The sequence below is a fragment of the Kribbella sp. NPDC003557 genome, from assembly GCF_040610805.1.
Taxonomy (GTDB): domain Bacteria; phylum Actinomycetota; class Actinomycetes; order Propionibacteriales; family Kribbellaceae; genus Kribbella.
The window spans coordinates 245337-260186 of the sequence record NZ_JBEXMY010000004.1 but is presented as its reverse complement, the minus strand read 5'-3'; the positions used below and the strand labels follow the sequence as shown (position 1 = coordinate 260186).

Genomic DNA, 14850 nt, shown 5'->3' with positions numbered 1-14850 from the left:
GTCACTGGATGACATCGGCTAGGATCGAGGCCATGGCACGGTGGGAACCGGACGCGGCCGGGCGGCTGCGCGAAGCGGCGATGGCGCTGTACGCCGAGCGCGGGTACGACGGCACGACCGTCGCCGAGATCGCCGACCGGGCCGGCGTCACCGCGCGGACCTTCTTCCGGCACTTCGCGGACAAGCGCGAGGTGCTGTTCGCCGGATCCGAACTGCTCGGGCAGGACATGGTCGCGGCGCTCGCCGCGGCGCCCGCGGACGCGTCCCCGATGGAGGCCGTGACCGCCGCGGTGCTGGCCTCGGCCGAGTTCTTCGACGGCACCCGCCGGGACTACTCGCGCCGCCGGGCCGCCGTGATCGCGTCGACGCCGGAGCTGCGCGAGCGCGAGCTGATCAAGATGGCGTCGATGACGACGTCGCTCACCGAAGGTCTGCTCGCGCGTGGCGTCGACCCGGACGTCGCCGCGCTGGCGGCCGAGACCGGGGTCGCGGTGTTCCGGGTGTCGTTCGAGCGCTGGATCACCGCGCCGGACGACGTGCCGATCGCCGACGTCATCCGGTCGACGCTGAAGACACTGTCCGCGCTGACTGCCTAGCGTCCCACGAGGCCACCGCGACGACGGTGACGCAGGTCGCGGCCATCAGGGCAAGGTCCGCGATCGAGCCGATCGCCGGTGTCGCGAGCGGCAGCGCGAGCAGTACGGCGACGCCCGTCACCGCCGTACCGAGGTGAACCCGGGACACGTCGGCGATGACCCGGTGCACAGCCCAGAGCAAAGCGATGAACGACGCGGCCGGTACGGCGACCGCGTAGCTCGCTCCGGTGGGGGACAGGTGGAGCTCGTGGCCGGTCTGCTCGACGGCGACCTCGAGGCCGGCGCCGAGCGCGGCGAGCGAGGCGAACAGGCCGTAGTGGCCGTAACCCCAGCGGTACGAGCGGTTCCGCCGGTCCTCAAGCCGCGGACCGGCCGGATGCAGGAAGTACAGCCACCACAGCGCGAACAGGATCACCAGCCCACAGCCCGCGACAGCGATCAGCTCGGCGCTGACATCGGTCTCCGCCACGGCCCGGCGTACGGCGTTGGACGCGGCCAGCACCGCCTCGCCCAGCAGGATGATCGTGAACAGGCCGTACCGTTCCGCGATGTGGTGCGGATGCCAGTGCGTCGCCCGCGGCCGCTCGGCCCACAGCGGCACCGACAGCTCCAGGACCGCCAGCGCGAGGAAGGCAACGAGCAGTACGGCGTCGGACGCGCCGGTGTTGGCGAGGTACAGCCGGCCGAACCAGCCGATCTGCAGTGCCCCGATCCCGATCGCGTAGCGGAACGCCGTCCGCCGCGACGCCGGGTCCTCGATCCCCGCGCGCAGCCACAGCGAGATGAGCCCGAGCCGCATCACCAGGTAGCCCGAGGTGATCATCAGGTAGTCGCCGTGGTCCGCCGCGGCCGGGACGCCGGCGGCGAGCAGCAGCACGCCGGCCATCTGCACCATGGTGAGCAGCCGGTAGGTGACGTCGTCGGTGTCGTACGACGACGCGAACCAGGTGAAGTTCATCCACGCCCACCAGATCGCGAAGAACACCTGCAGGAACGGCAGCACGCCGTCGCCCGCGTGCCCCTCGGCGATCGTGTGCGCGAACTGCTCGGTGATCGCGGCGACCGCGACCACGAAGGTCAGGTCGAAGAGCAGTTCGAGCTGACTGGCGACCCGGTGCGGCTCGTCGATCGGCCGCGCCGTCATCCGCACCCGGATGCGGACCGTGGCGTTGGGCAACTGCCTCTCCTCTCGTATGACGTCACAGACAAGACAGCACTGATAAGACAGGGCAGCGGCCGCCGATGTGACTGTCACAAGCGCCGGGGGTGCCCTGTCTTACCTGATGACAGCTCAGGACAATCGAAAGGGATCTGCGATGAAGATCGTCGTGATCGGCGGCACCGGCCTGATCGGCACGAAGCTGGTGGCGAAGCTCACCGAGCACGGCCACGAGGCGGTCGCGGCCGCACCGAGCACCGGCGTCAACACGATCACCGGTGAGGGGCTGGCGGACGTACTGAAGGGCGCGGACGTGGTCGTCGACGTGGCCAACTCGCCGTCGTTCGAGGCCGGGCCGGTGATGGAGTTCTTCAGGACGTCCACCGCGAACGTGCTGCAGGCCGAGGACGAGGCCGGCGTCCGGCACCACGTGGGCATCTCGATCGTCGGCACCGAGCGGATGCCGGACAACGCCTACTTCGCCGCGAAGATCGCCCAGGAGGAGCTCATCAAGGCCTCGGGCATCCCGTACTCGCTGGTGCACGCGACCCAGTTCTTCGAGTTCGTGCCGGCGACCGCCGACTCCGGAACCCAGGAGGACGGGAAGGTGCACATCGCGCCGGTCGCCTGGCAGCCGATCGCCGCCGAGGACGTCGCCAGGATCCTCGGCCGGACCGCGGTCGGCGAGCCGCTGAACCGGCGGATCGACATCGCCGGGCCGGACGAGGTCCGGATGGACGAGTTCATCCGCAAGGCGCTGGCCGAGAGCGGCGACCCCCGCGAGGTGGTCTCCGACCCGCACGCGACGTACTTCGGCTCCGAGCTCACCGAGCGCAGCCTGGTCCCGCTCGGCGAGGCCACGCTGGGCGAGCTGCACTACGCCGACTGGTACGCGGCCCGATGAACGGCGCGTCGGAGTCGGAGTTCCTCCGTGAGCTCGATGTGGAGGTGGAGGCGGACATCCGGCTGAACGCGGCCGGGACGCCGCCCGAGGAGGAGTCGCCGGCGGAGTGGCTGATGGACCCGTTCGAGGTGCAGGCCGAGGCCGCCGACCTGAACAGCCTGCACAGCGCGATCGAGGCGCTGGAGGGAGATCCCGGGCCGTATCCTCCAGCAGATGACTGAGGATCTGGACGACGCGGTCGCGGTCTTCAACCAGGTGCGGCCGCGTCTGATGGGGATCGCGTACCGGATGCTGGGCAGCCACACCGAGGCCGAGGACCTGGTCCAGGAGGTGTGGCTGCGCTGGCAGGCCGCCGACCGCGACGCGGTGCAGAGCCCGGTCGCGTACCTGTCGACGGCGGTCACCCGGCTCGCGATCAACGCCAGCCAGTCCGCGCGGGCGCGCCGGGAGACCTACATCGGGCCGTGGCTGCCCGAACCGGTCGACACCAGCGCCGATCCGTACCTCGGCGCCGAGCACGGGGAGGCGCTGAGCTTCGCGGTCCTCCTCGTGCTCGAACGGCTGTCGCCGACCGAGCGGGCGGCGTACATCCTGCGGGAGGCGTTCGACTACCCGTACGACGAGCTGGCCGCGATGCTGCAGACGAGCGAGGCCGCCGTACGGCAGCTCGTCAGTCGGGCCCGCAAGCGGATCCGGGCGGAACGCCGGACCGAGGTCAGCGGGGACCAGCAGAAGACCTTGCTGACGGCGTTCGTCGCGGCGGCGCGGTCGGGCGATCTCGCCGTACTGGAGCAGTTGCTGGCCAAGGACGCGATCAGCTACTCCGACGGCGGCGGCGCGGCCCGGGCGTCGAAGTTCCCGGTGGTCGGCCGGTCGCGGGTGGCGAAGTACTACCGGTCGTTCCACACCCGGTTCTGGGTCGGTGTCGAGGTGGAGTTCGGTACGGCGAACGGCCGCGCGGCGGCGATGCTGCGCCGCGACGGCGAGGTGTTCGCGGTCTGCACGGTGACCGCGTCCGCCGAAGGGATCGACGAGGTGTTGTGGCAGATGAACCCGGCGAAGCTCACCGCGGTCGCTTGAGCAGGAGGCGAAGTTGTTCAGGCGAGGCGATCATGCCGTCGTGCACCGGTTCGCGACGGCCTGCCGGGCCGGGAGTGCCGGGGCGCTGCGCAGCGTGCTCGCGGCGGAGGTGGTCGCGGTCAGCGACGGCGGCGGCCGGGTGGTCGCGGCGCCGGACCCGGTGCACGGCGCCGACCAGGTCGCGCGCTGCGTCACCGCACTGGTCGGTCCGGAGACGGTGCTGACTGTGGAGGCGGTCAACGGGCAGCCGGGCGTCGTCCTGCGGGCCGTCGGCCGGGTGGTCGCGGTGATCAGCCTGAAGGTCACCGGCCCGAAGGTGTCGGCCGTGTGGATCGTGCTGAACCCGGACAAGCTCCGGCACTGGCGCCCGCGGGAATGAACCCCGGCCGGTCTGATGTTGACATGTCAACCTAGACTTGGTGCGTGAGTGGACAGGAGCGTGCGGAGATGGCCGAACTGGCCTTCGGACTCGATACTTTCGGTGACATCCCGGTGGACGACAGCGGTGCGCCGGTGACGGCCGCGGCCGCGATCCGGCAGGTGGTCGACGAGGCCGTCCTGGCCGACCAGATCGGCGTGGACGCGATCGCGCTCGGTGAGCACCACCGGCCGGAGTTCTCGATCTCGACGCCGGAGACGGTGCTGGCCGGGATCGCGACGCAGACCTCGAACATCCGGCTCGGATCCGGGGTGACCGTGCTGAGCTCGGACGACCCGGTCCGGGTGTTCCAGCGGTTCTCGACCGTCGACGCGCTGTCGAACGGGCGCGCCGAGGTGATCCTCGGGCGCGGCTCGTTCACCGAGTCGTTCCCGCTGTTCGGGTACGACCTCGCGGACTACGACAAGCTGTTCGAGGAGAAGCTGCAGCTGTTCGTGCGGCTGCTCGACGAGAAGCCGGTGAGCTGGGAAGGCACCGTGCGGGCGGCGCTGGACAACATCGAGGTCTACCCGAAGACCGAGTCCGGCCGGCTGACGACCTGGGTCGGGGTCGGCGGGTCGCCGCAGTCCGTGGTGCGGACGGCGTACTACGGCCTGCCGCTGATGCTCGCGATCATCGGCGGGTCGCCGGACCGGTTCGCGCCGTACATCGACCTCTACCAGCGGGCGGCCCAGCAGTTCGGGACCGTCGCGCACCCGGTCGGGATGCACTCGCCGGGGTTCGTCGCGGAGACCGACGAGCAGGCGAAGGAGATCTACTACGCGCCGTACAAGGTGATGCGGGACCGGATCGGCGCGCTGCGCGGCTGGCCGCCGCTGAAGCGGGAGGAGTTCGAGTCCGAGGTGCTGCACGGATCGATGTACGTCGGTTCGCCGGAGACCGTCGCGCGCCGGATCGCGGGCGCGGTCAAGGCGCTCGGGGTCGAGCGGTTCGACCTGATCTACTCGGGTGGTCCGCTGCCGTCGAGCGCACGGCTGAAGGCCGTCGAGCTGTACGGCACCAAGGTCGTCCCGCTGGTGCGCGAGATCCTGGCGGAGTCCGCATGACGACGATCGGGATCCTCGGCGCCGGCAAGGTCGGGACGGTGCTGGCGCGGCTCGCCGTCGCGGCCGGGTACCGGGTGCTGATCGCCGGGTCGGGTGACGTGTCGAGGATCGCGCTGATCGTCGAGGTGGTGACGCCGGGCGCCGTGGCGGTGACCGCGGAACAGGCGGCCGCCGAGGCCGACGTGGTGATCCTCGCGCTGCCGCTCGGCAAGCACCGGACGATCCCGGTCGAGGCGCTGCGCGGCAAGCTGGTCGTCGACGCGATGAACTACTGGTGGGAGGTCGACGGCATCCGCGACGACCTCACCGATCCGCGGACGTCCTCGTCGGAGATCGTCCAGCGCTTCCTGCCGGAGTCGCGCGTCGTCAAGGCCTTCAACCACATGGGCTACCACGACCTCGACGAAGGCGCCCACGCCGCGCATCGCAAGGCCATCGCCGTCGCCGGCGAGCCGGCCGACGCCGAGCAGGTCGCGAAGATCGTCGACGCCCTCGGCTTCGACCCGGTCCTCGCCGGACCACTTGCCGAGGGCAAGCGTCTGGAGCCGGGCACCGAACCCTTCGGCGCGAACGTCGACGCCCGCGAACTCCAGCAGATGCTGGACCGCTACCCGGAAACCATCCGCGGCCAGGAAGTAGCGAGAGCCCGCACAGCCGCCTAGCTCAGGTGGGGGACAGCGATCACCCGTAGGAGGGAGTCCGTTCGCCGGGCGAACTCCTACGGTCGGGCTATGCGGAAATTACCGGCGTACGGCGTTGCCGTGCTGATGGTCGGGTATGCCGTCGGCAAAGCGGTGTTCGCGGTCGAGGGCCGGTTGGGCTTCCCGACCGGCCCGGTCGTGACGGCCGCGGAGCAGGACGCGTACTTCCTGGACCCGGCGCCGGCGCAGGCTTTCGCCGCGATCACCGGCTTGGTCGGCGCGGCCCTCGCGGTGGCGACGGTGCGCGGGTTCGGCGTACCGCGGAGGGTGTTGCTGGCCGGTGTGGTGTTGCTGTTGGCAGGTGCCGGCTCCGGGGCGGCCGTGATGGTGGTCGACGGGTTCGTCGGGCTAGGCGTCGGCTGGCAGTGGTATCACGGTGTTGTCGGGGTGGTCGTGCTTTGTCTGCTCGGGGCGATGGCGGACTGCTTTTTCCGCTCCGATACCGGCGGCGATCACGCAGGCGATGCCGAAGGCCTGGAGAAGGGTGGGGGATTGGCTGAGGAGTAGCCAGCCGATCAGCAGTGCCAGGGCCGGTTCGAGGCTCATCAGGGTTCCGAAGACCCCGGCGTCCAGGCGGCGGAGTGCCAAGTACTCCAGGCTGAACGGGATGACCGGCAGCAGCAGCGCCAGCCCGAAACCGACGACCGCCAGTTGCCACGTCATGACCGGGATCGTCGCGGGTCCGGCGGCGGCCGTCGCGACGACCGCGGCGACCGGGAGCGACACGCCCATCCCCTGAAGACCGGTGACGTTGCTGCCCACGCGCTGGGTCAGGACGATGTACGCCGCCCAGCACACCGCCGCGCCGAGCGCGAACAGTACGCCGGGCCCGTCGACCGACCCGTGCCACGGCTGCGTCAGGAGCAGGACGCCCGCGAACGCCAGCGCCGGCCAGACCAGTCGCCCGCGACTTCGCAGTACGGCGACCGACAGCGGGCCGAGGAACTCCAGCGCACTCGCCGTGCCGAGCGGGAGACGAGCCGCGGCGGCCATGAACAACAGCGTCACGCCGGCCGTGGCGACGCCGAGGCCGACCGCCGCGAGGAACGCGTTGCGATCGAACGAGCTCGGCCGCGGCCGGAACAGCACCAGCACGATCAGCCCGGCGCACACCAGACGCAGCCAGGCAGCACCCTCGGGCCCGACCCGGTCGAACAGCCCGACCGAGGCGGCCAGCCCCAGTTGGACCATCGTCATCGACAGCACGGCGAAGGCGATACCGGTCTCACGTGTGCGCATACCGTCCAGTGAAGCCGGGGATTTCGTTCGCGTCCACGTGAGAATCCTGGATATATCGTTCATGATCAGTGAATGGACGTCCGCCGGCTCGAGCTCCTGCTCGCCCTGTCGCGCCTGGGCTCGATGCGCGCCGTCTCCGACGTGCTCGGCGTCACCACCTCGACCGTCTCGCAACAGATCGCGGCGCTCGCCCAGGAGGTCGGCACACCGCTGCTGGAGCCCGACGGCCGCCGCGTCCGTCTCACCCCGGCAGGCCGCCGGCTGGCCGAGCACGCCGTCCACATCCTCGCCGCCCACGAGGCAGCCCGAGCCGACCTCGACCCGTCCGCCGAACCGGCCGGCACCGTCCGCGTAGCCGCCTTCCACACCGCGATCCGCGACACGCTGCTGCCCGTCGTACCGCGGCTGCCGTCCGCCGTCCGGGTGGAGATCCAGGAGCACGAACCACCCGAGGCGATCGCACTGCTCGAACGCGATCAGGTCGACCTCGCGCTCACCTACGACTACAACCTCGCGCCCGCGCCACATGACGCCGCGGTGCAAGCCGTCCCGCTGTGGGAGAACAGCTGGAGCCTCGCCGTCCCGTCACGCTCCCGGCGTACGACGGGTACGGCGGTCGACGTCATCGGCGCGTACGCCGACAGCGACTGGATCGTGAACTCCCGGCACACCGCCGACGCACAGGTCGTCCGCACCATCGCCGCCCTGGCCGGCTTCGAACCCCGCGTCACCCAACGCGCCGACAGTCTGCGGCTCGTCCAGGAGATGATCCTCGCCGGCCTCGGCGTCGCCCTCCTCCCCGCCTCCTACCCGCGAGCGACCGGCCTCTCCCTCCGCCGCCTCCACGACCCCGAGCCCCGAATGCGAGCCCACGCCCTGATCCGCCGCGGCCGCACCGACTGGCCACCCCTCGCACTCCTGCTCGGCCTGCTAGCGCCTGACCGCGTGAAGTAGTTGCAGGGTCAGGTGGCCGTTGGCGAAGAGGTGGGTGAGGCGGGTGTCCTGGCGGGTGGCGAGGGTGTAGGCGGGGTGGGTTCGGTAGCGGGCGGTGATGTGGGCGGTGACCTCGGCGGCTCGGCGGGTCCAGGACAGGGGAACGGCGGCGGGGCGTTCGGTCTGCTCGACGAGGTCGAAGCCGGTGTGGTCGAGGACGGCGGTGAGTTCGGCCTGGGTGGGGAAGTGGTTACCGTCGGGCGGTTCCGGGACGGGACGGTTCGCGACCACGACGAGCAGGCCGAGGGACGCGCGCGGTCCGAGGACGCGGTGGATCTCCCGCAGTACGGCGGCCTTGTCCTCGACCGTGCACAGGACGCCGAGGCACCAGGCGACCTCGATCGACCCGTCGCGCAGCGGGAGGTGCCGGCCGTCGGCGGTGACGACCGGCAGGCCGAACAGCCGGGACGCGGCGCGGCCCGCGGAGGGCATCGGATCCAGCAGCACGGGACGTACGCCGAACCGCCGGGCCGCCCAGGCCGCGGGGCCGCCGGAGCCCGCGCCGACGTCGAGGAGCCGGTCGCCCGGCGACAATTCGCACGCCTCGGCGAGCCAGGCCAGCGCGGCCGGGCTCGAACTGCCGCGGCAGGCCGCCGGGATCGCGTGCTGGTCCCCGAGGTGCTCGACGGCCTCCGCGGTCCAGGCGGCCACGTCGTCGAACTCGGCGACCATCGCCGGCGCGGTCATTCCACCAGCTTGCCGTCGGACGAGACGTGCCGCATCAGCGTGCGCAGCTCGTCCGGGATCGGCGGGATCGGCTCCTGGTCGATCGCGCCCGGACCGGACCAGACGAGGTTGACCTGGAGCGACTCGTCGAGGTCCGGGTAGTCCGACCGGTTGTGGCAGCCGCGGGTCTCCCGTCGTACGAGCGCCGCATCCAGCGTCGCCCGCGCGGCCAGCGCCGACGCCTTCAGGTCGAAGGCGTGGGCCAGGTCCTGGAAGCCGGCGATGTCCGGGTGGACGCCGATCTGCGTGATCCGTTCCTCGACGTCCGCGAGCTCCGCGAGGCCGGCCTCCAGACCCGCCTCGTCGCGGACGACACCGGCCCGCGCCGTCATCGTGTCGCGCAGCGCACGCTGCAGGGCGCGGACGTTCTCCGGGCCGTCGTTCGTCAGCAGTTGGTCGACCTCGGCCCGGGCCTCGGCGACGGCATCCGCGGAGCGCAGCTGGGCCTGCCGGCCGATCGAGTACTTCGCGGCTTCCTCGGCGACGATCCGCCCGAAGACGAGCAGCTCGATCAGCGAGTTGCCGCCGAGCCGGTTCGCGCCGTGCAACCCGCTGGCCGCCTCGCCGATCGCCCACAACCCGTCGACGCCGGTGCCGTGGTCCTCGGGACGGACCCAGACCCCGCCCATCGAGTAGTGCGCGGTCGGCGCGATCTCGATCGGCTGCCTGGTGATGTCGAGCATCTGCAGCTCGAGCAGCGTCTGGTAGACCCGCGGCAGCCGCCGCATGATCGTCTCGCGGGGCAGGTGCGACACGTCCAGCCAGACGCCGCCGTTCTGCGTCCCGCGGCCTTCCGCGATCTCGGTGTACTCCGCCAGCGCGACCCGGTCCCGTGTCGACAGCTCCATCCGCTCCGCGTCGTACCGGGCCATGAACCGCTCGCCGAGCGCGTTGCGCAACTGGCCGCCCTCGCCGCGGGCCGCCTCGGAGACGAGCGTGCCGGCCGCGTTCTCGGGCTCGATCAGCCCGGACGGGTGGAACTGCACCAGTTCGGGATCGCGCAGCCGCCCGCCCGCCAGCACGGCCAGCCGGAACGCGTCGCCGGTGTTCTCGTCGCGCCGTGACGACGTCCGCCGCCAGATCCGGGTGTGACCGCCCGCGGCCAGGATCACCGCGTCGGCGTGGATGACATACCGCCGGCCCGTGGTCAGGTCGAACCCGTACGCGCCGAAGACCGTGTTGTCCTTCACCAGGATCCGGGTGACGTAGACGGTGTCCAGGATCGGTACGCCGAGCTGGACCGCGCGGTTGATCAGCGTGCGCTGGATCTCCAGCCCGGTGTAGTCGCCGGCGAACGCGGTCCGGCGGTAGGTGTGCGCGCCGAAGAACCGCTGCGAGATCCGCCCGTCGGCCTCGCGCGCGAACGGCATCCCCCAGCGTTCGAGGTCCTCGATCCCGCGGGCCGCGCCCTGCGCGACGACCTGCACGGTCACCGGGTTCGCGAGCAGGTAGCTCTCCTGCAGGGTGTCGGCCGCGTGCTGCTGCCAGGTGTCGGCCGGGTCCATCGTCGCCAGTGCCGCGTTGATGCCGCCGGCCGCCAGTGAGGTGTGCGCGTCGGAGCGCGGGCGTTTGCCGAGGGCGAGAACCTCGACGCCCTGCTCGGCCAGCTCGATCGCCGCCCGGAGGCCGGCACCACCGGTTCCGATCACCAGGACCGACGTGGCGATCTGCTGCTCGGTGATGCTCATCTGTTCTCCTTCGTGCGCCGCGGATGCTCTCACTCACCAGGACAACGCAGAGTGGCGTTCTGTGACTGTCTCCCCGGTCACACCCCGGCTGTCTGTCCGGTCTCACCCAGTACCCGAGACAAGAGGAGATCCCCATGAGTGAGAATCCGGTCGTCGTCCTGGTGCACGGTGCGTTCGCCGAGTCGGCCAGCTGGAACGGCGTCGTCGAGCGGCTGCGGGCGCGGTCGATCGAGACCGTCGCGGTCGCCAACCCGCTGCGCAGCCTCGAAGGCGACGCGCAGTACGTCCGCGACGTGATCGCCGGGATCGGCAAGCCGGTGGTCCTGGTCGCGCACTCGTACGGCGGCATGGTGATCACGCAGGCCGCCGCCGGCAACGACGCCGTGCAGGCGCTCGTGTACGTCTGCGCGTTCGCACCGGACCACGGCGAGACCGCGTTCCAGCTGTCGCTGATGTTCCCGGGCAGCACGCTCGGCGCGGCACTGAACGCGTACCCGGTGAGCACCGGCGGCAACGAGCTCGCGATCCGTACGGACGTGTTCCGTCAGCAGTTCTGCGCCGACGTCCCCGCCGAGCAGGCCGCGCTGATGGCCGCGACCCAGCGGCCGGCCACCGAGGCCGCGCTGACCGCGCCGCTGCCCACGGCCACGCCCGCGTGGCAGACGATCCCGTCCTGGTTCGTGTTCAGTGACCAGGACCTGAACATCCCGGTGGCGCTGCACCGGTTCCTCGCCGACCGCGCCGGCGCCAAGGACACCCGCGAGATCGCCGGCGCCTCGCACGCCCTCAGCGTGTCCCAGCCGGAGGCCGTCACGGCCACCATCCTGGACGCCATGAACGCCTGACCACCCGTGGCCACGCACGCGGCCACGAACCCGACCACGAACTCGACCATGGGGTCTCCAGGGCGCGGACCCCGTGGTCGACGGCCGACGCTGACAGTGTTCCCCAGCGTCAGGAGGCCGGATCGTGAGTACGGCGGGGTTGGACGAGTTCCTGCAGGCCCGGCCGCGGTTGTTCCGGATCGCGCGCCGGATCGTCGGCAATCCGCACGAGGCCGAGGAGCTCGTGCAGGACGTCTGGGTGCGCTGGCAGCGGACGGACCGGTCGGGGGTCGCCGACCCGCAGGCGTTCCTGGCGACCACGGTGTCGCGGCTGGCGATCAACCTGGTGCAGTCGGCGCGGCGCCGGCACGAGACGACGGTCGGGCCCTGGCTACCCGACGAGCGCGTGGCGACCGGGCCCGATCCGCAGGCGCATGCCGAGGACCAGGAGGCGTTCGCGGTCGCCGTCCAGCTGCTGAAGGACCGGCTCTCGCCGGCCGAGCGGGCGACGTACGTCCTGCGGGAAGGCTTCGGGTACCCGTACCGGGACATCGCCGAGACGCTCCGCATCGGTACGCCGAACGCGCGGCAGCTCGTCAAGCGCGCCCGCGACCGGCTGGCGCAGGAAGCCGTGTGACCGGGCGGTTGCGGTACTCGGGGGTTCTGTACCCGTATCGCTGTTCCCACGTAGCCTCTGACGGGTGGGGTGGGAGCGATTACGCGGGCGGCGAGCGGAATGCGCACGCCTGGACCACGTGGTCGCCGGGGTGCGCTCCGGTGAGGGGCAGGTGCTCGTCGTGCGCGGCGAGGCCGGCATCGGCAAGTCGGCGCTGCTCGAGTACGTCGCCGCACGGGCCGACGGCTGCCGGGTCGCGCGCGCGTCCGGGGTCGAGTCGGAGATGGAAGTCCCGTTCGCCGGCCTGCACCAGTTGTGTCTGCCGATGCTCGGTCTCAGCGACCGGCTGCCGGGTCCGCAGCGCGGAGCCTTGGAGGTCGCGTTCGGTCTGAGCAGCGGGGGACCGCCGGACCGGTTCCTGATCGGTGCGGCGACGCTGAGTCTGCTGTCAGCGGCTTCCGATCGGGAGCCGCTGCTGTGTGTCGTCGACGACGCGCAATGGCTCGACCAGGCCTCGGTCCAGACGCTGACCTTCGTCGGGCGCCGGCTGTTCGCGGACCGGATCGGTCTGGTGTTCTCGCTGCGCGAGCCGGTGACCGGACCGGAGTGGAGCGGGTTCCCGGAGCTGGCGGTCGGAGGGCTGGCCGACGAGTACGCCGGTTCGCTGCTCGACTCCGTCGTCCCCGGGCGGCTCGACGCGCCGGTGCGCGACCGGATCGTGGCCGAGACCCGGGGCAACCCGCTCGCGCTGATGGAGCTGCCGCGCGGGCTGACCGCCGCGCAACTGGCCGGCGGGTTCGAGCGACCGGACACCCGGCCGCTCGCGAGCCAGATCGAGCAGAACTTCGCGCTCCGCGTCCAGACGCTCCCGCGGGACACGCAGCGGCTGCTGCTGACCGCGGCCGCCGAGCCGGTCGGCGACGTACCGCTGCTGGTGCGCGCCGTGGCCCTGCTCGGCGTACCTATGAGCGCGGTGGCTTCTGCCGAGGCAGCCGGGTTGATCGATATCGCGGCCCGGGTCCGGTTCCGGCACCCGCTGGTCCGCTCGGCGACGTACCGCGCCGCGGATCCGGCGGACCGGCGCGCCGCGCACCAGGCCCTCGCGGAGGCGATCGACCCGGAGCTCGATCCCGACCGCCGCGCCTGGCATCGCGCCCAGGGCGCCGACGGCCCGGACGAGGACGTCGCCGCCGAGTTGGTGAGCTCGGCCGACCGGGCGCAGCGCCGCGGCGGGATGGCGGCCTCGTCCGCGTTCCTGCAGCGCGCGACCGAGCTGACGCCGGATCCTGCGATGCGCTCGGTCCGTGCCCTGGCCGCGGCGCAGGCGAGCCTGGCGGCGGGCGCGTTCGAGACCGCGCTGCGACTGCTGAACACCGCCGGCCAGGGGCCGGTCGACGACCTGCACCAGGCGCGCGTGAACCTGATGCGTGCCCAGGTGACCTTCGCGTCCGGGCACAGTCTGGAAGCGCCGCCGCTGCTGCTCGACGCCGCCCGGCGGCTCGAACCGCTCGACCTCGGCCTGGCGCGGGACACCTATCTGAACGCCCTCGCCGCGGCCCAGTTCGCCGGCCGCTTCGGCCGGGACCACGGGATCGCGTACGTCGCCCGCGCCGCCAAGGCCGTGCCGCGGCTGGCGGAACCGCGCAAACGTGACCTGCTGTACGACGCGGTCGCCACGCTGTTCGCGGACGGCTACCCGGCCATGGTCGCGCCGGCCCGGGCTGCGATGAGCGCGTTCGAGGCGGAGAACGGGACGGCGGAGACGGACGACCTCACCTGGATGTGGCTGACCGCGGTGCTGGCCGTGAACCTGTGGGACGACCGCAACTGGGACCTGCTCACCGCCCGGCACCTCCGGATCGCCCGCGACGTCGGCGATCTCAACCAGTTGCCGCTCGTCCTCCACCACCGCGTGATGCTGAGCCTGTTCGGCGGCGAGCTCACCGCGGGCGCCGCGCTGCTCGCCGAGGTGCGGACCATCCACGACGCGACCGGCGCGGACCTGGCGTCGTACGGCGAGATCTGCCTGGCGGCGTGGCGTGGACAGACCGACGCGGCGGCGTTGATCGCCGCCAGCCTGGACGACTCGGCCACGCGCGGCGAGGGCGGTGCGGTGTCGTTCGCACACATGGCCAACGCCTTGCTGCACAACGGCCAGGCGCAGTACCCGACCGCGCTGGCCTCAGGTCTCGCGGCGACCGCCTATCCGGCGGAGCTCGGCGCGGCGAGCTGGGCCCTGCCGGAGCTGATCGAGGCGGCGTCGCGCGCGGGTCGGCCGGACGACGCGGCGGAGGGGTACGCCCGGCTGAAGGAACAGGCCGAGGCGACGGGGACGGACTGGGGCCTCGGGATCCTGGCCCGCGCGACCGGTCTGCGATCGGACGGCCGTGCGGCCGAGGCGGCGTACCAGGAAGGGATCGAGCGGCTGAGCCGGACGCGGATGCGGATGGACCTGGCGCGCACACACCTGGTGTACGGCGAGTGGCTGCGGCGGGAAGGACGCCGGCAGGACGCGCGCGGCCAGCTGCGGATGGCGTACAAGCTGTTCTCGGAGGCCGGCGCCGGCGCGTTCGCGGAGCGGGCGGCGCGGGAGCTCGCGGCGACCGGCGAGGTGCTGGACGAACGCCGGGCGGCGGACACCTCGGGCCGGGACTCGCTGACCGCGCAGGAGGCGCGGATCGCCGAGCTGGCCGGCGCGGGGCTGACGAATGCCGAGATCGGTGCACAGATGTTCCTCAGCCAGCACACTGTCGAGTGGCATCTGCGCAAGGTCTTCGCCAAGCTGGGGATCACCTCCCGCAAACAGCTCCGCCCGTAGATGTCACATCCGGCCGTGGCC

14 protein-coding genes and 1 pseudogene are annotated in these 14850 nt (G+C 71.9%); 11 read left to right on the top strand and 4 right to left on the bottom strand.

Annotated features, from left to right (window positions below; all coding sequences use genetic code 11):
* Positions 1-32 precede the first annotated feature (32 nt).
* Positions 33-596, top strand: coding sequence for a TetR family transcriptional regulator (locus ABZW60_RS17790; protein WP_355478026.1), 564 nt, complete (start codon positions 33-35; stop codon positions 594-596).
* On the opposite strand, the gene ABZW60_RS17785 is transcribed toward ABZW60_RS17790, so the two are convergent.
* Positions 553-1773: a low temperature requirement protein A gene (locus tag ABZW60_RS17785; RefSeq protein ID WP_355478024.1), complete on the bottom strand. Its 1221-nt coding sequence runs from the start codon at positions 1771-1773 to the stop codon at positions 553-555. The two genes, ABZW60_RS17790 and ABZW60_RS17785, sit on opposite strands and share 44 nt — an antisense overlap.
* Positions 1774-1912: 139 nt before the next feature.
* On the opposite strand from ABZW60_RS17785, the gene ABZW60_RS17780 reads away from it, so the two are divergent.
* The 6 genes and pseudogenes from ABZW60_RS17780 to ABZW60_RS17755 all read left to right on the top strand — a co-directional run.
* Positions 1913-2659, top strand: a complete 747-nt coding sequence (locus tag ABZW60_RS17780) for an SDR family oxidoreductase (RefSeq protein ID WP_355478022.1) — start codon at positions 1913-1915, stop codon at positions 2657-2659.
* On the top strand, positions 2656-2880 hold the full coding sequence (locus ABZW60_RS17775) for a hypothetical protein (RefSeq protein WP_355478020.1): 225 nt from the start codon (positions 2656-2658) through the stop codon (positions 2878-2880). Before ABZW60_RS17780 ends, ABZW60_RS17775 begins: the two co-directional genes overlap by 4 nt.
* Positions 2873-3739 carry an RNA polymerase sigma-70 factor gene (locus tag ABZW60_RS17770; RefSeq protein WP_355478018.1) on the top strand — a complete coding sequence of 289 codons (867 nt, stop codon included), beginning with the start codon at positions 2873-2875 and terminating at the stop codon, positions 3737-3739. Before ABZW60_RS17775 ends, ABZW60_RS17770 begins: the two co-directional genes overlap by 8 nt.
* Before the next feature lie 40 nt (positions 3740-3779).
* On the top strand, positions 3780-4118 hold the full coding sequence (locus tag ABZW60_RS17765) for a hypothetical protein (RefSeq protein WP_355478016.1): 339 nt from the start codon (positions 3780-3782) through the stop codon (positions 4116-4118).
* Positions 4119-4162: 44 nt separating this feature from the next.
* On the top strand, positions 4163-5224 hold the full coding sequence (locus ABZW60_RS17760) for an LLM class flavin-dependent oxidoreductase (protein ID WP_355478014.1): 1062 nt from the start codon (positions 4163-4165) through the stop codon (positions 5222-5224).
* A pseudogene (locus tag ABZW60_RS17755) lies at positions 5197-5886 on the top strand (NADPH-dependent F420 reductase); the annotation flags it as partial. The gene ABZW60_RS17760 and the pseudogene ABZW60_RS17755, both read left to right, overlap by 28 nt.
* Before the next feature lie 387 nt (positions 5887-6273).
* Here the strand turns inward: ABZW60_RS17755 and ABZW60_RS17750 are convergent.
* Positions 6274-7164: an EamA family transporter gene (locus ABZW60_RS17750; protein WP_355478013.1), complete on the bottom strand. Its 891-nt coding sequence runs from the start codon at positions 7162-7164 to the stop codon at positions 6274-6276.
* A gap of 72 nt (positions 7165-7236) precedes the next feature.
* Between ABZW60_RS17750 and ABZW60_RS17745 the strand changes: the two genes are divergently transcribed.
* Positions 7237-8118, top strand: a complete 882-nt coding sequence (locus tag ABZW60_RS17745; protein WP_355478011.1) for a LysR family transcriptional regulator — start codon at positions 7237-7239, stop codon at positions 8116-8118.
* On the opposite strand, the gene ABZW60_RS17740 is transcribed toward ABZW60_RS17745, so the two are convergent.
* Together ABZW60_RS17740 and ABZW60_RS17735 are read right to left on the bottom strand one after the other, a co-directional pair.
* A complete protein-coding gene (locus ABZW60_RS17740; RefSeq protein ID WP_355478009.1) occupies positions 8095-8844 on the bottom strand; it encodes a methyltransferase domain-containing protein in 750 nt (249 codons plus the stop codon). The two genes, ABZW60_RS17745 and ABZW60_RS17740, sit on opposite strands and share 24 nt — an antisense overlap.
* The gene (locus tag ABZW60_RS17735) at positions 8841-10571 is read right to left on the bottom strand and encodes an FAD-dependent oxidoreductase (RefSeq protein WP_355478007.1); all 1731 of its coding nucleotides are present in this window, start codon (positions 10569-10571) and stop codon (positions 8841-8843) included. The genes ABZW60_RS17740 and ABZW60_RS17735 overlap by 4 nt, the downstream gene beginning before the upstream one ends.
* 134 nt (positions 10572-10705) lie before the next feature.
* On the opposite strand from ABZW60_RS17735, the gene ABZW60_RS17730 reads away from it, so the two are divergent.
* From ABZW60_RS17730 to ABZW60_RS17720, 3 genes are all read left to right on the top strand, one after another.
* Positions 10706-11416 carry an alpha/beta hydrolase gene (locus ABZW60_RS17730; protein WP_355478005.1) on the top strand — a complete coding sequence of 237 codons (711 nt, stop codon included), beginning with the start codon at positions 10706-10708 and terminating at the stop codon, positions 11414-11416.
* A 124-nt stretch (positions 11417-11540) separates the two neighbouring features.
* Positions 11541-12032, top strand: coding sequence for a sigma-70 family RNA polymerase sigma factor (locus ABZW60_RS17725; protein ID WP_355478004.1), 492 nt, complete (start codon positions 11541-11543; stop codon positions 12030-12032).
* Positions 12033-12096: 64 nt separating this feature from the next.
* Positions 12097-14829, top strand: a complete 2733-nt coding sequence (locus ABZW60_RS17720; protein ID WP_355478002.1) for an AAA family ATPase — start codon at positions 12097-12099, stop codon at positions 14827-14829.
* The last annotated feature ends 21 nt before the right edge of the window (positions 14830-14850 follow it).